We start from the raw sequence: 18,806 nt of genomic DNA on the forward strand, positions 1-18,806 counted from the left end.
GAATCCGTGCATTGTCATACCGTCCCCTCCGACAGGTCACGCTCGTTGTAGGGCCAGCGTCTCCACTCGACGCGACTGCTGCCTCGGGGGATATCGCGGTAGCGGCCCCACCGGTTACGGCAGCAACGTCCGGATTCATACCTTTTAAGTCATCAATCGGCCATTCGGGCCATGACCCCGCGCCACGACCAGCCGGTTATGCCCACGATGGATGACTGGGTCAGAACCGAAACGGGCCCGGGCTCCGACCCCATCCGGATCATGCAGATCATCGCCCGGATGAACGTCGGCGGCCCCGCCCTGCTCGTCAGCGCGGTACTGCGCGACCTCGAACCGGAGCGCTTCGACCAGCGGCTCTACGCCGGCGAGGTCGGCGACGACGAGGCCGACTACCTGCGCCTGTGCGCCCCGGACCTGCCCGTGCACCGGGTTCCCGGACTGGGGCGGTCCGTGCGCCCCGGCGACGACCTGCGGGCACTGGGGCACCTGGTCACCGCGATGCGCCGCTTCCGGCCGCACATCGTGCACACGCACACCGCCAAGGCGGGAGTGCTGGGCCGGATAGCCGCCGGGCTCGCGGGCGTGCCGGCCCAGGTGCACACCTACCACGGGCACCTGCTGCACGGGTACTTCTCCCGATCCGTGACGCGGGCCGTCACGGGCGCCGAACGCGCACTCGCCCACCGCACCGCGCGACTGGTCGCCGTCGGTGCGAGGGTCCGCGACGATCTGCTCGCCGCCGGCATCGGCCGGCCCGAGCAGTACGCCGTCCTGCCACCCGGCACCGACCTGCGCCCGGCACCCCCGGCCGAGGAGGCCCGCGCCCTGCTCGGCCTGCCGGCGCGGGGACCGGTGATCGCCTACGTCGGGCGGATCACCGGCATCAAACGCCCCGACCGGCTCGTCGGGGTCGCGCGCGCGGTCCTCGCCAGCGCGCCCGACGCCACGTTCGTCGCCTGCGGCGATGGTGACCTGTTCGGCGAGCTGACCGAGGCGACGGCCGACCTCGGCGACGCGATCCGCCTGCTCGGCTGGCGCGCCGACGTGGAGACCGTGTACGCCGCGGCCGACGTGACGCTGCTGACCTCGGACAACGAGGGCATGCCGGTGTCGCTGATCGAGTCCGGACTGGCCGGGGTCCCCGCGGTGGCCACCCACGTGGGGAGCGTTGCCGAGATCGTCGTGGACGGCCGGACCGGCCTCCTCGCCGCGCCGCACACCGCCGCGGGCCACGACGGGCCGGCGCACGACGAGCGCGCGCTCACCGACGAGCTGGCCGCCCACGTCGTACGGCTGCTGCACGACCACCCGCTACGGCTGGAGATGGGCCGGCAGGCCCGGGAACTGACCGCCGACCGGTTCGGCACCCGCCGACTGGTGGCCGGTACGCGGGACCTCTACACGTCGCTCGCCGCGGAGCGCGGCTGGCTGACGTCGGCGCGGGCGTGACAACTCCCGGCGCGCGCCGTCGCTCGGTTACCGGACAAAAAGGTATTATTCGCCACTGAACACGTGACGTCGACAGGGGACCGCTGGCGTACCGTCACGGATCCCACGCCGGAACCGGCGGGATCGGCGAACAAGAGAGGACATACACGGATGAAGGTCGTTGTGACCGGTGGTGCCGGTTTCATCGGGGCCAACCTGTGCCGGGAACTGGTCGCACGGCCGGAGGTCAGCCAGGTCGTCGCGCTCGACAACCTGAGCACCGGCAGCGCCGACAACCTGGCCGGGGTACCGGTCGAGCTGATCGAGGGCAGCATCCTGGACCGGCCGCTGCTCAATGACGTGGTCGCCGGCGCCGACGCCGTGGTGCACCTGGCGGCCCGCGCGTCGGTCCCCCGCTCGGTCGCCGACCCGGTCGCCAGCCACGACGCCAATGCCACCGGCACGCTGTACGTGCTGGAGGCCTCCCGGCAGGTGGGTGCCTACGCGGTGGTCGCCTCGTCCTCGTCGGTCTACGGCTCGGTCAGCGCGCTACCCAAGCACGAGGACCTGGCCACCCGCCCGCTGAGCCCGTACGCGGCCAGCAAGCTCGCCACCGAGGCGTACACGCTCGCCTACGCCACCTCGTACGGCCTGCCCACGCTCGCGTTCCGGTTCTTCAACGTCTACGGGCCGCTGCAGCCCGCCGGGCACGTGTACGCGGCCGTGATCCCCGCCTTCGTCGACGCGGCCCTGCGCGGCGAGCCGCTGCGGGTCCACGGCGACGGTCGCCAGACCCGCGACTTCACCTACGTGGGCACCGTGGCGCGGATCCTCGCCGACGCGGCGATCGGCCGGGTCCGCTCCGACGTCCCCGTCAACCTCGCCTACGGCTCCCGTACCTCGCTGCTGGAGCTGATCGACCGACTGTCGGGCCTACTGGGTCGGCCGCTGGAGGTGGCACACGAAGCACCGCGTACCGGCGACGTCCGCGACTCGCAGGCCGCCGACGACCGGCTGCGGGCGTTGTTCCCCGACGTCACCCCGACCCCGCTGGAGGTCGGCCTGGCCGACACCGTGGCCTGGTTCCGCGGCCTGCCCGCCTACCGCGGGGACCTCGCCGCCACCCCCGGCGCCTGACCGCCACCGGGTTCGCCGTCCCCCGCCGGGCCGGGCTCGGCAAGCCCGGCCCGCCGGGTCGGTTCACGCGGATGCTCCCGCCGGGTCGGCCGCCACGGAGGCTCCCGCCGGGTCAGCGAGGGCCGGCCGGCGGGTGGCGACGAACCGACCCGCACCGGCGCACGCGGCTCCGGCCAGCACGCCGAGCAGGTGCTCGCGCTGCGACAGGCCGTTGAACACCATGATCTCGGCCGTGTCGTAGGCGGCCAGCACGCCGGCCAGCCAGTAGGCGCGGCACGCCACGGCCACGTACGCGATGACGGCCACCACCGCCACCGACGGGCCGGCGTCGCCGAAGGTGTCGTAGCCGTGCCCGACCCCGAACGGCCGGCCGAGCAGGATCCACAGGTGCGCCGAGCAGGTGGCCAGCACGTGCCCCACCACGGCCGCCACGACGGTGCGCCACCAGCCGAGAATCGGCTGCGCGAGCCCGTACACCAGCGCGACCTGCAGCACCGCGAACCAGAACGGCAGCAGCGCGGCCGGGGCGAACATCGACAGCGGCAGCCGCAGCGCGACCGTCGCCCAGCCGTCACCGGGGCGGGTGATCGCGTACGCCTCGATGAACGCGTGCCCCGCCGGGGTGCGGTAGGCGCAGCCCAGCCCGAACACGGCCAGCGCCGCGACCGCGGCCAGCGAGAACCGTCGCCACTGCCGGTGCACGGCGGCGTCGACCGCCGGCCCGATCAGGACGTCCCATGCACGCCTCAGCCGGCGCACCGCGTGTGATGTCACAAGACCAATCTCCGCACCCGCCCCGCCCTGGCGCAAGTGCTCACCGCCGGGCGGGCACGGGTGCGGGCATCGACCTCGTCGGTTACCCGGCCGCGGGCGTTACTCGGCGGTGGCGGGTGTCAGTGCCCCTCGGCGCAGCGCGGCGAACGCTTCCGGGTCACGGGCGGCGAGGTTGCGGCGGGTGGCGTTGCGGTAGCGCACGACCTGCACCGCGCCGAGCCCCCACAGCAGGTACTGCAGCGCGAACGCCCAGCGGAAGGCGGTCAACGAGTAGGCCGCCCCGGCCGAGTCGGGGGTGAGCACGTCGAGGACCACCCCGACGCCGACGATCAGCATGATCGAGGCGACGAAGCCGCCGACGTTGACGATGCCGGTCGCCCCGCCGATGCGGCTGGCCGGGTTGAAGGTACGCGCGTAGTCGAATCCGATCATCGAACCGGGGCCGTTGATCGCCAGCACCAGCACCAGCACCGCGAGTAGCCACAGCGGCGCGCGTCCCGGCCACAGCAGCACGACCGCCCAGGCCACGGCCGAACTCGCGGGGATGGCCAGGACCAGCACCGAGCGGTGGTAGGGCCGGCGGGCACAGAAGTTGGCGATGACCGGTCCCATGACGATGGCGGCGACGGTCAGCACCGACAGCAGCAGCGCGGCGGTGGCCGGCGGCAGCCCTTCCCCGGAGACGAGGAACGGGTACCCCCACAGCAGGGCGAAGACCGTACCGGAGAACTGGGTGACGAAGTGGGTCCACAGCCCGAGCCGGGTGCCCGGCTCCGACCACGCGGCGCGCAGGCCGGCGCGGACCGCGGCGTTTGACGGCGGGGCCGGCGGCGCCTCCCCGGTGTAGGGGTGGTCGCGCAGCGCGACGATCACGAGTACGACGGCCCCGAGGCCGAGCCCGGCCGCCGCGAGGAAGGTGGCCGTCCAGCCGGCGTCGCGCAGGAGTACGACCAGCGGTACCGCCGACGCCAGCGAGCCGAGCTGGCCGGTGACGCCGGTGAGCTGGACCATGATCGGGTTGCGCCGGGGCGGGAACCACAGCGCGACCACCCGGATCACGCTGATGAAGGTCATCGCGTCGCCGAGCCCGATGAGCACCCGGGCGACGATGGCGAGCCGCACGTCGGACGCGAGCGCGAAGAGAAGCTGCCCGGCGCCCATCAGCGCGGCGCCGGCGACGAGCAGCCGCCGGGAGCCGAACCGGTCGAGCAGGATCCCGACCGGGACCTGCATGGCCGCGTACACGACGAGCTGCGCGACGGAGAAGATCGCCAGCGTGGACGCGTTGATGCCGAACCGGTGGGCGGCCTCGACCCCGGCGACGCCGAGCGAGGAGCGGTGGAACACGGCGGCGCCGTAGGCGAACACGCCCGCGCTCCACACCAGGAGCGCCTTCTTCTGCGAGATCGTCGCCGGTGCGGTCATCCCTCGATCCCCCGGATCTGCCGGGCGGCGGTGGCGACGTGACCGGTCACCAGCGCGGTCCAGCGGTCCGGGGAGTCGGCGCGCAGCGCCCCGACCATCTCCTCGTGGTCGACGATCGCCCGGTCCATGCGGTCCGGCGAGAAGCTCATCGACGCCACGCCCATGCGCATCTGGCGGTCGCGCAGCCGGTGGTACAGGTCGGCGAGGATGCGGTTGCCGGCGGCGTCCACGACGGCGGCGTGGAAGGCCCGGTCGGCTTCCATGAACGCGGCGACCTCACCGGCGGCCCGGGCCGCGCGCATCGCGGCGAGCAGCGGCTCGAGCGCGCCGACCAGTTCGGCGCGGCGCGGCCAGGCCCGGCCGGCGGCGTGCCCCTCGACCAGGGTGCGGGCCTCGATGACCTCGTCGATCTCCTGGGCGGACACGGGCAGGACGAGCGCGCCCCGCTTGGGGTACAGCGCGACGAGCCCCTCGGACTCCAGGCGCAGCAGCGCTTCGCGGACGGGGGTACGGGAGACGCCGACCGACTCGGCGATCTCGGCTTCGGTCAGCAGCGCGCCGCCGGGGTGCAGCTGTTCCAGGATGGCGCGCTTGAGGTGCTGGTAGACGCGGGTCGTGGCGGACGGGGCCGGGTGCGGGGCCGGTGAGGATGGATACATGATGTATCTATCCTAGGCCGACCCCTGCCCCTCGATCAGATCCGCTCGACGTGATCCCCGTTGCACCGGTTGCGGGTGTCGAACACGTACGTCCCACTGGCGCCGACCGCCGCGTAGTCGAAGACATCGTGGTCGGTGAGGATCACCACCGCGTCGGCCGTGGCCAGCTCCTCGGCGGTCAGGTCCACAATTGCCACGCCCGACGGCAGGTGCGCCTCCTCGGCGTACGGCTCGACCGCGCGCACCTCGGCGCCCAGCTTGCGCAGCGCCTCGGCGACGTGGATGGCCGGCGACTCCCGGCAGTCACCGACGTTCTTCTTGTACGCCAGGCCCAGCAGCAGGATCCGGCTGCCGTTGACCGCCTTGCGCCGGTTGTTGAGGCCGCCGATCAGCCGCTGCACCACGTGCTCGGGCATCCGGTCGTTGATGTCGTTGGCCAGCTCGATGAACCGGAACGAGTGGCCGAGGGTGCGCTTGACCTGCCAGGACAGGTATGACGGATCGATCGGCAGACAATGGCCGCCCACGCCCGGACCGGGCCGGAAGGGCATGAAGCCGAACGGCTTGCTCGCGGCCGCGTCGATCGCCTCCCACACGTCGACGCCGAGCTGGCCGGCGAAGATCGCCAGCTCGTTGACGAGCGCGATGTTGACGTGGCGGAACGTGTTCTCCAGCAGCTTGGTCAGCTCCGCGGTACGGACGTTCGCCACCGGCACGGTCCGCTCGACCAGCCGGCCGTAGAAGCCCTGCACCTTCTCCAGCGCCGCACCGTCCAGGCCGGAGACCACCTTCGGGGTGTTCTCCAGGTGCCAGTTCGGGTTGCCCGGGTCGATGCGCTCCGGCGAGTACCCGAGGTGGAAGTCGCCGGGCGAGACCAGGCCGGTACGGCCCTCGATGATCGGCCGCAGCAGCTCGTCGGTGGTGCCCGGGTAGGTCGTGGACTCCAGGATCACCGTGCAGCCCGGACGGACGTGCTCGGCGATGGCCCGGCCGGCCTCCTCGATGAAGGTGAGGTCCGGGATGCCCTCGCGCAGCGGCGTCGGCACCGTGATGACACAGATGTCGAACCCGGCCGCGTCGGCGTAGTCGTAGCTGGCCTTGTACCGCCCGCTCGCCAGCGCCGCGGCGAGCCGCTCGTCGGTGATGTCCTCGACGAAGGACTCACCCACGTTCAGCTTCTTCACCCTGGTCACGTCCAGGTCGATGCCGACCACGTCGTATCCGGCCTCGACCGCGGCCATCGCGACAGGCAGGCCCACGTACCCCTGCCCCACCAAGACGACCTTTTCCACCTGCGCGCTCATCGCTCTCCCTGCCATATGGGCAATCCACGGGCATAACGAGCGATCCGGGCATTTCGACACGCAACCGACCAGCACCCTTCCGTGAACCCGGCCAGCAACCCCGTGCCATGACCGTCGGTAGTGACCCCCGCCACGGAAGGCATACTCATGAACCCGAACATTCGACGACTGATGCTGGGCGCACTCCTCGCGACCTCCACCACAGGCGCCGTGCTCGGCGTCGGTATGGAAGCCGCGTCGGCAGCGTCGATCGCCGCGACGGTGCGTACCGACGGCGGCCCCCTCAACGTCCGGAGCAGCCCGTCGACCCAGGCAGCGACCGTGACTCAGGTCCGCAACGGCACCATCTTCGGGCTGTCCTGCCAGTCAACCGGCTCCTGGGTCAGCGGCACCGTCCGCGCCACCAGCCAATGGGACCGGCTCACCGACGGTCGCTGGGTGTCCCACGCGTACATGCAGACCAGCGCGAGCCTGCCGTCGTGCGCCTCCGTCGACGCGCCGGCCAACTCGCCGGTGAGCGCCGCGGGCCCGTACGTGCGCACCGAAGGTGGCCCGCTGAGCGTCCGCAGCGGCCCCAGCAGCACGTCCGACCGGATCAGCACCATCAACAACTGGGACGGTGTGGCCCTCACCTGCCAGGTCAACGGCGAGACCATCCGCGGCGCGGTCCGCACCACCGCGCAGTGGGACAAGACCGCCTCCGGCGGGTACGTGTCCCACGCCTACATCGTGACCGGCACGACCCTGCCGTCCTGCACTGCGGCACCGGCCCCCGCGCCGACCACCCCGGCGCCCGCGCCGACCACGCCGGCCCCGGCGCCGGTGCCGGCCACGTACAGCGGCACCGCCGACACCGAGGGCGGCCCGCTCAACGTCCGCAGCGGCCCGTCGACCGGCGCCAGCATCGCAGGCCAGGTCGCCAACGGCGGCACGGTCACCATGACCTGCGCGGTCGCCGGCTCCTACGTCACCGGCACGGTCCGCTCCACCAGCCAGTGGAACCAGCTGACCAGCGGAAACTACGTGTCCCACGCGTATGTGAAGACCGACGCGGCGCTGCCGACCTGCGCCGGCGGCGCCCCGGTCACCGGCGGCACCGGACCGGTGGGCAGCCAGACCAACGCCCAGTTCATCGCCGCCGCGGTCGCCCCGGCCCAGCAGGGCTTCCGGGAGTTCCAGGTGCCGCCGTCGGTGACGATCGCCCAGGCCATCCTGGAGTCGGGCTGGGGCAAGAGCGCGCTGACCGCCAACGACCGCAACTACTTCGGCATCAAGTGCTTCAACGGCAGCCCCGGCCCGATCGCCAACGGCTGCCACACGTACGCCACGTACGAGTGCACGCCGAACTGCTACCCCACGTACGCCTCGTTCCGCACGTACGCGTCGATCACGGACTCGTTCCGCGACCACGGGTACTTCCTGACCACCAACAGCCGGTACAAGCCGGCCTTCAACTACACCACCAACGCCGACCAGTTCCTGTACGAGATCTGGAAGGCCGGGTACGCGACGAGCCCCACATACGTGGACAACGTCAAGAGCCTGATGCGCCAGTACAACCTGTACCAGTACGACAAGTTCTGACAGCCCGGTCGCCCTGGTGGCGACAGGCCCTGACCTGGTCGAAGGCCGTCGTCGGGAAGCGTCAGTGGTTGATTCCGGTCAACCGCTGACGGCCCGGCGACGGCCTGATCATGGTTGTGGCGGACCGTCATCCAGCAGGAGCGAACAACAGCCGGACCGATGTCTGCGCGTGGTCACTCCGTGCGTGTTCCGGACGATGGGCAGCCGCGCGTGACCGCCCGGCACCTCGGTCACCGCTCGAAGGCCCAGTCCGCGTCCCCGTCCGTGACCGTGGCGTCCGTGAAGTTCGCCGTGGTGGCGTCGGGCCACGCGCCGCCGGGGAAGGCGCTCTTGTCGACCGCCTCACCGTGCAGCGAGGCCATCTCCTTGGCCTGCGCACCGAGTACCGCCAGCAGTGCTCCGACCGCGGTGAGGATCGCGGCGGTGTTGACCGACGCCTCTTCGATGGTGAGCGCCAGACCGGCCCAGGAGAAGACCGCGCTGGCGTAGGCGGCAAGGGTGGTGACCATGGCCATGATGAACTTGACCACGATGACTCCCAGCGCCAGGTAGAAGGCGAGCGCGGCGCCGGCGCAGACCTGAAGCGACAGGGCGGTCTTGTCGGCGACGGTACCGATACGGGCGGCCGCCTCCGCCTGCGGCGTGATCTGCCTGGCGTAGGCGTCGGCTGCCGCACCCTTCCAGTGTGTGTCGACGCTGAGCGCCTCCGGCTTGAGCTGCCCGGCGACCCCTGTGGCAAGTCCGCGGACGTCTTCCCAGTCCAGCGAGTACATGAACATGTAGATCGGAGCAACGCTGCCCTTGAGCAGCTCGATGAGCTTCTCAAGGAGGTCGGAGGCCAGTTCGACGACCTTGTCGCACGACCAGGCGATCATGTCGGCGACGGGCTGGGTGACGTACCAGTGGTCCATGGCCGCACGGGCAGCGGGCGGCAACTGCTGCATCTTGGCGTTGATGTCCTGAAGCCCGGAGTTGATTTTGTCGATCGCGGCTTCGTACTGCGCGGTGCTGAATGCCATGGCGAGGTCTCCGGAAGAGGTCAGTACAGGTTGCGGAAGGCGTGCTCGTTGCGGCGCTCGTCGTCCTCGTAGGTGTCGGCGACGTGGCGGAGCGTGGAAGCGATCTCGGTCGTGCGCTGGGCGCCCTCGTGGCAGCGGGCGGTGACCAGGTCCACCACCTGGTCGTACGAGGACACCATCAGCTGGAAGATCCCGGCTTCCAGCCTGGTCATCCGCAACGCCTCGACCCTGGGAACGATCGCCGCGATCTGCTCGCTCTGGCCGTCCCAGATGTCGGCCTCGGCGCGGAGCGACGCGATCGCGACCTCAATATCCGTCTTGCTGGGTGACGTCATCGGCACAGTCCCTTCAGGAGTCGGCGAGCCGCTGAGGATCGGCGAGGAGCGACAGGGCGTCGCCCAGCAACTGGTCGAGGCGTGCCGTCGGATCCGGCGCCTGCTCGAGCACCCGCACCAGGTCGGTGCGGGCCTCCGCCAGCGCCTCGGCGAACGCACTGTTCAGGTCCGTACCGGCCTGCCGTGCGACCCAGTGCTGGTCGACCGCGCACGAGGTGACGCCCGCCTTCGACAGCGTGATGGTGACGTGGCCGGTGCGATCCGAGCCGGTGCCCGTCGCCGTCAGTACCGGTGCGCCGGCGAACCGGCCGACCGTGTCGAACTCGGTCAGGACGCCCTCGGCGAGCGACTCCATCGACCGCGGCCCGGCCTGATCGACTCCCACCGGCCGACCCGTCACCGGCTCCGCCGCGACCGGCCGTTCCTCGACGTCCTCGCGCAGCCGGTTCGCCCGGGCCAGCCAACCCTCGTCCTCCAATGACCGGGACCAGGAGGCCATCCGTTCGTTCGCCGCTACCCGGCACGCCTCGACAACCGCGTCGCCGACGCGGGCCGGATCCAGCGCATCCCGCCAATCGGAGCGGACGTGGAGCGTCTCCGGTAGCCCGTCAGGAGCCAGCACGGCCGAGACCCTGCCGCTGCCGTCGCTCCCCTCGGCCCGCCGCGCCAGCCGAGACTGCGCATCAGCCATCAACCTAGACAGACCGGCGGTATAGCGCTGGAGTCGAGCCAACTCCCGCATGAAGTCCTCGTTCACGCCGTCCCCATGTTCATGAGTGCTCCGTCCCGGCCACCGGCCTGACTCGCCGGCGCACCAGGTGGACCAGCACACCGCCCATCCCGATCGCGCCACCGGCCAGCAGCAGGCCGGTCAGCGTATTGGGCGCGTGCGGAACGAACAGGCTGGCACCGGCCATTGCGCAGACCGCGGCCCAGATGACGGCCATCACGACGCCCACGACAACCCGGCCCGCCCGCGGCACCGCCGGAACGAGGGCGACCACCACACCCACCACCGTTGCCGCCAGCGCCACCAGGAGGACGCCGGTCGAGCCGGCCGGCCCGAAGACCGTACGGCTGCCCGCCGACGTCGTGTGCAGGACGGCGAAGAGAACCGTACCCAGGCAGAACAGGGCCACGAAGCCCCACACCACCGGCGCGTCTCGCCTGCCGCCTCTGGCCTTCGACCCCATGGCCGACGAGCCTAGTGCTTCACCATCAGACGTCGCCGTCCCATGGATGTCCGCAACCGGCCCTTGACTCCCGGCACAGGACAATCACGTTCCGTGAAGTGGCGGTGAATTGTGCGACCCCCCGGCAAGATCTACGGGTACCGGCACGGCCACTGAGCGGCGACAACAGAGGTGGCCGATGGTTGCTGCTGGCGGTCCCCGATTGTCGCGTCACGGCCTGTTGATGGTCCCCGGTTGTCGCGTCACGGCCTGTTGATCGCCTGATCATGTGATCGCGGGCCGATGCGGTGAGCCCGCTCGGCGGCTCATGCGGGCGTTCGAGGTAGCCACAGCTGGAATACGTAGCGTTACCAAAACGTTTCCCTCAGCAACCTAGGCCGAGGGAGATCATGAGAAAACCAGCGGTTACGGTGGGAGTGGTCTGCGCCGCGCTCATCGCGTTCGTATTCGCCGCCACCGAGTGGGACCGGTCGGCGCAGTCGGCCCGGTCGGCGCAGTCACCGCCGCCGGCGCAGCGCGCGGTCGGCCTCCACATCAACGGTACGGACATCGTCGAAGCCAACGGAAACAGCTTCGTCATGCGCGGGGTCAGCCACCCGTACGCCTGGCACAAGGACCAGAACCAATCGTTCGCCGACCTCAAGAGGCTGGGCGCCAACACCGTCCGCGTGGTGCTGGACAGCGGCATCGGAGCCGGCGAGGTGTCCGACGTCATCTCGAGGTGCAAACAGCACCGGCTCATCTGCGTCCTGGAGAACCACGACACCACCGGGTATGGCGACAACGGTGGCACCATCACGCTGGACGCGGCCGCCGACTACTGGATCGGCCTGAAGAGTGTGCTCGCCGGCCAGGAGAACTACGTCGTCATCAACATCGGCAACGAGCCGTACGGCAACAACAACGCCTCCGCCTGGACCGGCGCGACGAGCGGAGCGATCAAGAAGCTGCGCGACGCCGGCCTCGAGCACCTGATCATGGTCGACGGACCGGGCTGGGGACAGGACTGGTCGGGCGTCATGCGCAACACCGCCTCGTCGGTGTTCACCAGCGATCCGCAGCGCAACACCGTGTTCTCCGTCCACATGTACGGCGTGTACGGCACCGCCGCCACGATCACCGACTACTACAACGCCTTCCACAGCGCCGGACTGCCACTGGTGGTCGGCGAGTTCGGGTGGAAGCACACCGACGGTGACGTGGACGAGGACACCATCATCAACGAGGCACAGTCCCGCGGTATCGGCTACCTGGGCTGGTCATGGAGCGGCAACAGCGGCGGCGTCGAGTACCTCGACCTGGCGACCGATTTCCACGTCGACCAGTTGACCTCGTGGGGTCAGCGCCTCTTCAACGGCGCCAACGGCATCCGGGCGACCTCGAAGGAAGCCACCGTTTACGGTGGCCGGGTGGCAGCCGAGTAGGTCGGCGATCTCGCTCGGGGCATGCCGGCGGCGGGCTCAACCGGTCGTCGCACCCCGTCCTCCGGTGATCGAGACGGGGGGCGGTCGGGGTGGCCCATCTCCGCCCGCCCGCCCGGCCGAGGCCGGGCGGGCGGCGCCCGGGAATCAGGGAGCAACCGGGTCATCGGCGCAGACGGCGCCTCGGCGATCGCGACCCCGGCGGAACGCGTGGCAGCAACGAAAACACCAACGGCCTGATACGCCGGTACTACCCCAAAGGCAAGACCGACTTCCGGACCGCCACCCAGGCCGACCTCGCGCGGTATACGGGTAATCACTCATTCCCGGCGACTACGAGCACGCAGGGAAGAAGCGACAGTGGGCGGACCGAAAGCTGCGCCTCCGGATTGGGACGCCTGGCTTGAGTGGGAGCACTGGCTTGCGGGCCGGGAAGCGCTGCGCACGTGGCAGTTCCGGGGCGCGCTGACCTCGTTCGGTCCGCGGCAGGCGCGAGACCTGCACCGCAGGCTCGCCCGCTGGAGGCCAGCGTACTGGCCGCTGTTTCTGTCGTATCTGGCAATTGTGGCGATTGACTTCTGGTCCAACGCCCCGGTTGCCGGCGTGCTCGGCTGGCCGCTGACGGTACTGTGGACGTGGCCCATCGTCAACACGCTCACCGGTATCGCCGGCATACGACGGACTCGCAAGGCACTACGCGAGTCAGCGGCCCGGTGGTCTGGCCGCGGGCTGACGAGATGCGAGAATTTCCTGATCGTTGTCGTTCCTACCATCGGCCGGCACGACACCTACCCCGCGCTCGAGCGCTCGGTCCTGTCCTACATCGCCTATCTCCCCAGATGCTTTCCCCGACTCAGGATCGACATCGTCATCGACGAGGGCTGCGAGGCGACAGGCCGGATCGCCAGACTGGCCGCCGGAAGCGAGCTGGTGCGGCTTGTCACCGTACCGAGGCGGTATCGCACTGCCAACGGAACGAGATTCAAGGCGCGCGCCACCCACTATTCACATGAGCTGCGGATCCTCGAGCACGAGGACTGCGACGACGTGTGGGTGCTGCACATGGATGACGACACCGGTGTGGGCCCCGATACCGCCCTGGCCATGGCCCGGTTCATCGAGGAGCAGTTTCAGGCCGGCCGCGACGCCAAGCACCTGGCTCAGGGCATCCTGACGTACCCGCGCGAGTACGCGGTAAACAGGCTCACCTGGCTCGCGGACTCGGTCCGGCCCGCCGAGGACGTGGGGCGCTTCTCGGCCTGGACCGGCAGTGGCACGCCACGCGCAGGCGTGCACGGTGAACTACTGCTGGTGCGGGCCTCGATCGAGGCGACAATAGGCTGGGACTTCGGCCCTCGGAGCATTGTCGAGGACGCCCAGTTCGCACTGATCTTCAGTGCCCGCCACGGGGGCCGGAGCGCCTGGTTCGGCGGGCGGTGCTACGGCGCGTCACCGGCCAGCCTCCGCGACTTCTTCCGGCAGCGCGAGCGCTGGTCCTGGGGCCTGGCGGCCCTGATATTCAACCGGTCGCTGCAGCTACGAAATCGGCTGATGCTCGGATATTCGGTGCTGTCGTGGGTCCTCGGCCCGATCACGAATGTCGGAGTAGTTTCTCTCCTCAGCATTCTTGTCGCTGATCCCAATACATCTCCGGAGGCGGTCTTTGTCATCCCGTTCTGGGCGCTGAACATGGCCTACACGATCTGGATGTACTGGGAGGGCCTGCGGATCAATGCCGGAGTATCCGGTGACGGCCGGCGCAAGTGGTGGGAGCCTTTGGCCGTGGTCGTGCTGATCCCGATCTTCGGGCTGATGGAGAGCCTCCCCGGGCTGCGCGGGTTCGTGAAGTTCGCCCGGCGCGCCGAGAACAAGTTCGTTGTCGTCGCGAAACCGTCATGACCATGTCGACGGTGGCTGACGCCCGCGCCCCGGGCCTTGTCAGCGGAGTACAGGAACGAGCGGCCCGGGCCTTCCCCGCGGTCGTCGTCGACCACCGCGACGGGTGGTGGTTGCGGTACACGGACAGCGGCGCATGGTGGGCCGGTTCGGTGTTACCCCATGGCGATGCCGCGCCGGTGAACCTGCCGGGCAGGATCCGATCCGTTGAGGAGTTCTACGCCGGCCACGGCACGCGTACCCGGTTCCAGATCAGCCCGGGGGCCTGCCCGGCCGGCCTCGACGAGGCGCTGGCCGAACGCGGGTACCGCGTCGACTGCCCGATGTCGCTGCAATCGGCGCCGACCGCGCACGTCGTGGACCGGCTCCCGACGGGCGAGCGGCAGGTCCGCGTCGACGACCAGCCCTCCGACGCGTGGTTCGAGGCGTGGCTGGCGGTGCACGGTACCGGACATGACCCCGGCCCGGAACGGGACATGCTCCGCCGGGTGGCGCCGCCGAGCGCCTACGCCTCGGCGCTGGCCGGGGCCGAGGTCGTCGCGGTCGGCCGGGCGGTCGTCGACACCGGCTGGGCGGGTGTGTTCGGTATGGCCACGTTGCCGCACGCCCGTGGCAGCGGCGCCGCCGGGTCCGTGCTCGCCGCCCTCGCCCGCTGGGCCGCCCACCACGGCGCCGCCCACCTGTACCTCCAGGTCGAGGGCGACAACACCGCCGCGCGGCGGTTGTACGACCGCGCCGGCTTCGCCGAGCTGTGCCGGTACCACTACCGCACGGCCGGCGACGGGGTCAGCCGGGTATCGCGGTGAGCTACCCGGCCCGTGGTCACCTCGCGCGCGATGGGGCGGAACAGGGCCAGCGTCTCGGTGACGAACAGCCGCACGGCCGCGAGGTGGCCCGGGTCGCCGGCCCGGGTGCTCTTGGCGATCAGGCCGGAAACGGTACGGAACGGCTTCCACACAAGCCTCACCGGATCGCCAGCGGATACCCACACGGCCCGCCGGCCGTGACAGACCGGGCCGGCATCGACGACGATGGGCGGCATGCGTGCGTTCCGTTTCCTCGGCGTCGCGGCGCCGGGCATCGTCTCCGCCGCCGAACTGACCGGCATCGCCCGCCGGGCCGAGGCGAGCGGCTACAGCGGCCTCGTCGTCCCGGACCACCTCCTCGACCAGCACGCACCGATCCCGGTACTCGCGACGGTGGCCGCCGTCACCGAGCGGCTGCGGATCGGGACGTTCGTGTTCAACGCCGGTCTTCGCCACCCCGCCGTACTCGCCCAGGACCTGGCGAGCCTGGACGTCCTGTCGGGCGGCCGGCTGGAGATCGGTATCGGCGCGGGGTGGAACCGTCCGGAGCACGACGCGATCGGCCTGCCGTTCGAGCCGGTCGCCACCCGCGTCTCCCGCCTGGCCGAGACCATCGCCGTCCTCAAGGGGTGCTTCGGCGACGGCCCGTTCTCCTTCACCGGAGAGCATTTCACCATCACCGGGCTGGACGGCCGGCCCAAACCGGTCCAGCGGCCGCATCCGCCCCTGTTCGTCGGCGGTGGTGGCCGGCGCACCCTGACCCTCGCCGGCCGGCAGGCGCAGATCGTCGGCCTGGCTCCCCGGCTGACGCTCGGCGACGACGGCGTGACGAAGCCGGATCCCCGCAGCCTGACCGCCGCCGCCACCGAGGAGAAGATCCGCTGGGTCCGCGAGGCGGCCGGTGGCCGGTTCGACGAGATCGAGCTCAACACGTACCCGACCGGCGGGCCGGTCGTCGTCACCAACCACGCGCGGGCCGAGGCGCAGCGGCGCGCCGACGAGCTGCGCCGGTTGACCGGCGTGGACCTGACCGTCGACGAGGTCCTGGAGTCGCCGCACGTCTTCATCGGCTCGGTTGACGACCTGACCCGGAAGATCGTCGAGCTGCGCGACCGGTTCGGCATCAGCTCCGTCATGGTCGGCGACATCGACCAACTCGCGCCCGTGGTCGAACGCCTCGCCGGCCGGTGACCGGGATGGCCGAGGACCGGGATGGCCGGTGACCGGGATGGCCGAGGACCGGGATGGCCGGTGACCGGGATGGTCGATGACCACCGCCGGCCGCCGCTGGCCGAACAGCTCGACCTGGCCCCGCATCCGGAGGGCGGCTGGTACCGGCAGACCTGGCGGTCGCCGGTCGAGGCCGCCTTCCCCGGGTACCCCGGCCCCCGCGCCGCCGCGACGGCGATCTACTTCGTGCTGCACCCGGGCGAGGAGTCACGGTGGCACACCGTGCGCTCCGACGAACTGTGGCTGTGGCACCGCGGCGGGCGGCTCGCGCTGCGCCTGGCCGGCGCCGGCGACGCGCCGGGCAGCGACGTCGTCGAGGTGACGCTCGGACCCGGGGTCGAGGCGGGGCACCGGCCGCAGGTGGTCGTACCGGGCGGGGTCTGGCAGTCGGCCGTCCCGATCGATACGGAACCGGTCCTGGTCAGCTGCGTCGTGGCGCCCGGCTTCGAGTACGCGGACTTCCGGATGATCTGACCCGGCCGCGCGCAGCCCATGATCCGTACAACGTCGCGAGCATTGCTGCTTCGGCCCGCCCCGATGCCGCAGAGATTACGACATTGCGGGGATCATGAACGCGGCGGCGCGGTGCTCTCCCGGACGACCAGCTCGGTGGCGAGTTCGACGCGCGGGGTGTCCAGCGGCTCGCCCTGGGCCAGCCGCAGCACCGTACGCCCCGCCAGCCGGCCCATCTCGACCAGCGGCTGGCGCACGGTGGTCAGCGGCGGCGGTGACCAGCACGCCTCCGGCAGGTCGTCGAAGCCGACCACGCTGACGTCGTCGGGTACCCGCAGGCCCCGCCGGCGTACCGCCTCGTAGACCCCGAAGGCCATCTGGTCGCTGGACGCGAAGATGGCCGTCGGCGGCCGGTCGAGGTCGAGCAGCGCCGCCGCGCCCTCGAAGCCGGACTTGTGGTAGAAGTCGCCGGGCTGGACGAGGCTCTCGTCGACCTCGATGCCGGCGGCCTCCATCGCGGTCCGGAAACCGTCGAGCCGGGCCCGGCTGCACAGCAGGCGCGGCGGGCCGGCGATGAAGCCGATCCGCCGGTGGCCGAGCCCGATGAGGTGCTCGGTGGCGCGCAAACCCCCGGCCCAGTTGGTGGCGCCGATGGTCGGCGCGTCGATGGTCGGCAGGCCGGCCGGGTCGACGAGCACCATCGGTACGTGCAGCCGGCGCAGCTCGGCCGGGATCGACGGGGCCAGGTCGCTGGCGACCAGGATGACCCCGTCGGTGGCCCGGGTACGCAGGTTCTGCAGCCACTGGCGGGTCGGCGTGGTACCCCGGTGGATCGCGGAGACGACGGTGCCCACGCCCGCGGCGTGGGCCACCTCCTCCACCCCGCGGATGATCTCGACCGCCCACGGGCTGTCGAGATCGGTGAAGACCAGGTCGACGAGGCTGGCGTTGGTGCGCGACCCGGGTACCCGGCGCTTGTAGGCGTGCCGGTGCAGCAGCTCCTCGATCCGCTCCCGGGTCTCGGGGGCCACGTCGGAGTGGCCGTTGAGCACGCGCGAGACGGTGGGCACGGAAACACCCGCCTCGCGCGCGATGGCGGTGATCGTGACCCTGCGCCCTTGCTCTGCCGGCACTAACAGCTCCTCCGTCGAGGTCTACGCGAACGGACGGGACGGCTGCGAGCGGCGGTGGCCAGCCGTGACGTCGCATCCCAGTTTACGAAAGTCTCCGACCAGTTTGCGAAAGTCTCCGACCGATCTCGCGTGCCGCCCGTCGCCGCCGTCACTTGCCACCCATCCCGGCCAGACCAGCGACCAGCCAGCGGCGGGCGAACAGGTACAGGAACAGTACCGGGATCGTCGACAACAGGACCGCGGTCATCTGGCGCGGCACGTCCACGCCGTACTGCTGCTGGAAGTCCCACAGCCCGAGGGTGGCGACCCGCTTCTCCTTACTCTGGGTGAGGATCAGCGGGAAGATGAACCCGTTCCACGCGTTGAGCCCGCTGAAGATCGCCACCGTCGTGATGGCGCCTCGGGACAGCGGCAGCGTGAGCCGGACGAACGCGCGCAGCGGACCGGCGCCGTCGACGGTCATCGCCTCGTACAGCTCGCCCGGCACGTCCCGCAGCGAACCGGCGAGGATCAGGATGACCAGCGGCAGGCCGAACGCTACCGTCGGCAGCACGATGCCGGTGAGCGTGTCGTAGAGCTCCAGCCGGGTGAGGATCCAGTACACCGGAATGATCGTGGCCTGGGCCGGGATCGCCAGTCCGAGCAGGAACACCCGGAACACCGCACCGGACAGCCAACTGCGCGACCGCACGATCGCGTACGCCGCCGGCAGCGCCAGCACCAGGGTGAGCGCGACGCTGGCGAGCGCGACGGCCGCCGAGTTGAGCAGGTAGCTGGCGAACCCGCCCTCGACGACGGCCCGGAAATTCTCGAACGTGACGCGGCTGGGCAGCGCCAGCGGGCCGTGCACCAGGTACTCGCTACGCCGCTGCAGGCTCCAGGAGATCATCCACAGCACCGGCATGCCGATGATCACGAGCCAGAAGGCCGAGAGGACTCCGGCGACGTAGTTGGGACGGGTGATGGTGCGCGCGGCCACGGGCTGCCCACTCTCTCCGAACTGCACGGC

At 70.8% G+C, this 18,806-nt stretch carries 19 protein-coding genes; 8 read left to right on the forward strand and 11 right to left on the reverse strand.

Annotated features, from left to right (window positions below):
- The first annotated feature begins 261 nt into the window (after positions 1 to 261).
- Complete coding sequence (locus tag ACNTMW_RS03355; RefSeq protein WP_426631841.1) at positions 262 to 1,449, forward strand: glycosyltransferase; 1,188 nt, start codon at positions 262 to 264, stop codon at positions 1,447 to 1,449.
- Positions 1,450 to 1,599: 150 nt separating this feature from the next.
- The gene (locus ACNTMW_RS03360; RefSeq protein WP_426631842.1) at positions 1,600 to 2,565 is read left to right on the forward strand and encodes an NAD-dependent epimerase/dehydratase family protein; all 966 of its coding nucleotides are present in this window, start codon (positions 1,600 to 1,602) and stop codon (positions 2,563 to 2,565) included.
- 63 nt (positions 2,566 to 2,628) lie between these two features.
- On the opposite strand, the gene ACNTMW_RS03365 is transcribed toward ACNTMW_RS03360, so the two are convergent.
- The 4 genes from ACNTMW_RS03365 to ACNTMW_RS03380 all read right to left on the reverse strand — a co-directional run bounded on the left by ACNTMW_RS03365 (position 2,629) and on the right by ACNTMW_RS03380 (position 6,727).
- Positions 2,629 to 3,339 carry a hypothetical protein gene (locus ACNTMW_RS03365; RefSeq protein WP_426631843.1) on the reverse strand — a complete coding sequence of 237 codons (711 nt, stop codon included), beginning with the start codon at positions 3,337 to 3,339 and terminating at the stop codon, positions 2,629 to 2,631.
- 99 nt (positions 3,340 to 3,438) lie between these two features.
- Positions 3,439 to 4,764, reverse strand: coding sequence for an MFS transporter (locus ACNTMW_RS03370; RefSeq protein ID WP_426631844.1), 1,326 nt, complete (start codon positions 4,762 to 4,764; stop codon positions 3,439 to 3,441).
- Entirely contained in the window at positions 4,761 to 5,423 is a 663-nt protein-coding gene (locus ACNTMW_RS03375; RefSeq protein ID WP_426631845.1) for a GntR family transcriptional regulator, read from the reverse strand. Before ACNTMW_RS03375 ends, ACNTMW_RS03370 begins: the two co-directional genes overlap by 4 nt.
- A 35-nt stretch (positions 5,424 to 5,458) precedes the next feature.
- Positions 5,459 to 6,727 carry a nucleotide sugar dehydrogenase gene (locus tag ACNTMW_RS03380; protein WP_426631846.1) on the reverse strand — a complete coding sequence of 423 codons (1,269 nt, stop codon included), beginning with the start codon at positions 6,725 to 6,727 and terminating at the stop codon, positions 5,459 to 5,461.
- A 171-nt stretch (positions 6,728 to 6,898) separates the two neighbouring features.
- Here ACNTMW_RS03380 and gsmA point away from each other — a divergent pair, with 171 nt between their 5' ends.
- Positions 6,899 to 8,311, forward strand: coding sequence for a sporangiospore maturation cell wall hydrolase GsmA (gene gsmA, locus ACNTMW_RS03385; RefSeq protein ID WP_426631847.1), 1,413 nt, complete (start codon positions 6,899 to 6,901; stop codon positions 8,309 to 8,311).
- A 230-nt stretch (positions 8,312 to 8,541) separates the two neighbouring features.
- Here the strand turns inward: gsmA and ACNTMW_RS03390 are convergent, their stop codons facing one another.
- Genes ACNTMW_RS03390 through ACNTMW_RS03405 form a run of 4 tightly spaced genes read right to left on the reverse strand, consistent with a single transcriptional unit; the run spans position 8,542 to position 10,858 of the window.
- Positions 8,542 to 9,330: a hypothetical protein gene (locus tag ACNTMW_RS03390; RefSeq protein WP_426631848.1), complete on the reverse strand. Its 789-nt coding sequence runs from the start codon at positions 9,328 to 9,330 to the stop codon at positions 8,542 to 8,544.
- Positions 9,331 to 9,350: 20 nt separating this feature from the next.
- The gene (locus tag ACNTMW_RS03395; protein WP_426631849.1) at positions 9,351 to 9,665 is read right to left on the reverse strand and encodes a hypothetical protein; all 315 of its coding nucleotides are present in this window, start codon (positions 9,663 to 9,665) and stop codon (positions 9,351 to 9,353) included.
- Positions 9,666 to 9,678: 13 nt separating this feature from the next.
- Positions 9,679 to 10,422, reverse strand: coding sequence for a hypothetical protein (locus ACNTMW_RS03400; RefSeq protein WP_426631850.1), 744 nt, complete (start codon positions 10,420 to 10,422; stop codon positions 9,679 to 9,681).
- Positions 10,423 to 10,435: 13 nt separating this feature from the next.
- Positions 10,436 to 10,858 (reverse strand): hypothetical protein, encoded by a 423-nt coding sequence (locus ACNTMW_RS03405; protein WP_426631851.1) that lies wholly within the window; start codon positions 10,856 to 10,858, stop codon positions 10,436 to 10,438.
- A 389-nt stretch (positions 10,859 to 11,247) separates the two neighbouring features.
- Here ACNTMW_RS03405 and ACNTMW_RS03410 point away from each other — a divergent pair, with 389 nt between their 5' ends.
- From ACNTMW_RS03410 to ACNTMW_RS03420, 3 genes are all read left to right on the forward strand, one after another.
- Positions 11,248 to 12,282, forward strand: coding sequence for a glycoside hydrolase family 5 protein (locus tag ACNTMW_RS03410; protein ID WP_426631852.1), 1,035 nt, complete (start codon positions 11,248 to 11,250; stop codon positions 12,280 to 12,282).
- Between the two features lie 357 nt (positions 12,283 to 12,639).
- A complete protein-coding gene (locus tag ACNTMW_RS03415) occupies positions 12,640 to 14,178 on the forward strand; it encodes a glycosyltransferase family 2 protein (RefSeq protein ID WP_426631853.1) in 1,539 nt (512 codons plus the stop codon).
- 2 nt (positions 14,179 to 14,180) lie between these two features.
- The gene (locus tag ACNTMW_RS03420) at positions 14,181 to 14,981 is read left to right on the forward strand and encodes a GNAT family N-acetyltransferase (protein ID WP_426631854.1); all 801 of its coding nucleotides are present in this window, start codon (positions 14,181 to 14,183) and stop codon (positions 14,979 to 14,981) included.
- On the opposite strand, the gene ACNTMW_RS03425 is transcribed toward ACNTMW_RS03420, so the two are convergent.
- Positions 14,939 to 15,142, reverse strand: coding sequence for a hypothetical protein (locus ACNTMW_RS03425; RefSeq protein WP_426631855.1), 204 nt, complete (start codon positions 15,140 to 15,142; stop codon positions 14,939 to 14,941). The two genes, ACNTMW_RS03420 and ACNTMW_RS03425, sit on opposite strands and share 43 nt — an antisense overlap.
- A 73-nt stretch (positions 15,143 to 15,215) precedes the next feature.
- Here ACNTMW_RS03425 and ACNTMW_RS03430 point away from each other — a divergent pair, with 73 nt between their 5' ends.
- Together ACNTMW_RS03430 and ACNTMW_RS03435 are read left to right on the forward strand one after the other, a co-directional pair.
- Complete coding sequence (locus tag ACNTMW_RS03430; protein ID WP_426631856.1) at positions 15,216 to 16,172, forward strand: TIGR03621 family F420-dependent LLM class oxidoreductase; 957 nt, start codon at positions 15,216 to 15,218, stop codon at positions 16,170 to 16,172.
- A gap of 69 nt (positions 16,173 to 16,241) precedes the next feature.
- Positions 16,242 to 16,685: a cupin domain-containing protein gene (locus ACNTMW_RS03435; RefSeq protein ID WP_426632132.1), complete on the forward strand. Its 444-nt coding sequence runs from the start codon at positions 16,242 to 16,244 to the stop codon at positions 16,683 to 16,685.
- A gap of 92 nt (positions 16,686 to 16,777) precedes the next feature.
- Here ACNTMW_RS03435 and ACNTMW_RS03440 read toward each other — a convergent pair whose 3' ends face one another.
- A complete protein-coding gene (locus ACNTMW_RS03440; RefSeq protein WP_426631857.1) occupies positions 16,778 to 17,797 on the reverse strand; it encodes a LacI family DNA-binding transcriptional regulator in 1,020 nt (339 codons plus the stop codon).
- Positions 17,798 to 17,945: 148 nt separating this feature from the next.
- Positions 17,946 to 18,803: a carbohydrate ABC transporter permease gene (locus tag ACNTMW_RS03445; protein ID WP_426631858.1), complete on the reverse strand. Its 858-nt coding sequence runs from the start codon at positions 18,801 to 18,803 to the stop codon at positions 17,946 to 17,948.
- Positions 18,804 to 18,806: the final 3 nt, after the last annotated feature.

The sequence above is a fragment of the Planosporangium spinosum genome, from assembly GCF_049999945.1.
GTDB lineage: Bacteria > Actinomycetota > Actinomycetes > Mycobacteriales > Micromonosporaceae > Planosporangium > Planosporangium spinosum.

What these genes read in the sequence shown, in the direction of transcription:
- ACNTMW_RS03410 (WP_426631852.1), top strand. Translation starts at nt 11,248, where the DNA reads ATGAGAAAACCAGCGGTTACGGTGGGAGTGGTCTGCGCCGCGCTCATC.
- ACNTMW_RS03380 (WP_426631846.1), bottom strand. Translation starts at nt 6,727, where the DNA reads ATGAGCGCGCAGGTGGAAAAGGTCGTCTTGGTGGGGCAGGGGTACGTG.
- ACNTMW_RS03395 (WP_426631849.1), bottom strand. Translation starts at nt 9,665, where the DNA reads ATGACGTCACCCAGCAAGACGGATATTGAGGTCGCGATCGCGTCGCTC.
- ACNTMW_RS03430 (WP_426631856.1), top strand. Translation starts at nt 15,216, where the DNA reads ATGCGTGCGTTCCGTTTCCTCGGCGTCGCGGCGCCGGGCATCGTCTCC.
- ACNTMW_RS03360 (WP_426631842.1), top strand. Translation starts at nt 1,600, where the DNA reads ATGAAGGTCGTTGTGACCGGTGGTGCCGGTTTCATCGGGGCCAACCTG.
- ACNTMW_RS03405 (WP_426631851.1), bottom strand. Translation starts at nt 10,858, where the DNA reads ATGGGGTCGAAGGCCAGAGGCGGCAGGCGAGACGCGCCGGTGGTGTGG.
- ACNTMW_RS03370 (WP_426631844.1), bottom strand. Translation starts at nt 4,764, where the DNA reads ATGACCGCACCGGCGACGATCTCGCAGAAGAAGGCGCTCCTGGTGTGG.
- ACNTMW_RS03435 (WP_426632132.1), top strand. Translation starts at nt 16,242, where the DNA reads ATGGTCGATGACCACCGCCGGCCGCCGCTGGCCGAACAGCTCGACCTG.
- ACNTMW_RS03420 (WP_426631854.1), top strand. Translation starts at nt 14,181, where the DNA reads ATGTCGACGGTGGCTGACGCCCGCGCCCCGGGCCTTGTCAGCGGAGTA.
- ACNTMW_RS03375 (WP_426631845.1), bottom strand. Translation starts at nt 5,423, where the DNA reads ATGTATCCATCCTCACCGGCCCCGCACCCGGCCCCGTCCGCCACGACC.
- ACNTMW_RS03390 (WP_426631848.1), bottom strand. Translation starts at nt 9,330, where the DNA reads ATGGCATTCAGCACCGCGCAGTACGAAGCCGCGATCGACAAAATCAAC.
- ACNTMW_RS03355 (WP_426631841.1), top strand. Translation starts at nt 262, where the DNA reads ATGCAGATCATCGCCCGGATGAACGTCGGCGGCCCCGCCCTGCTCGTC.
- gsmA (WP_426631847.1), top strand. Translation starts at nt 6,899, where the DNA reads ATGCTGGGCGCACTCCTCGCGACCTCCACCACAGGCGCCGTGCTCGGC.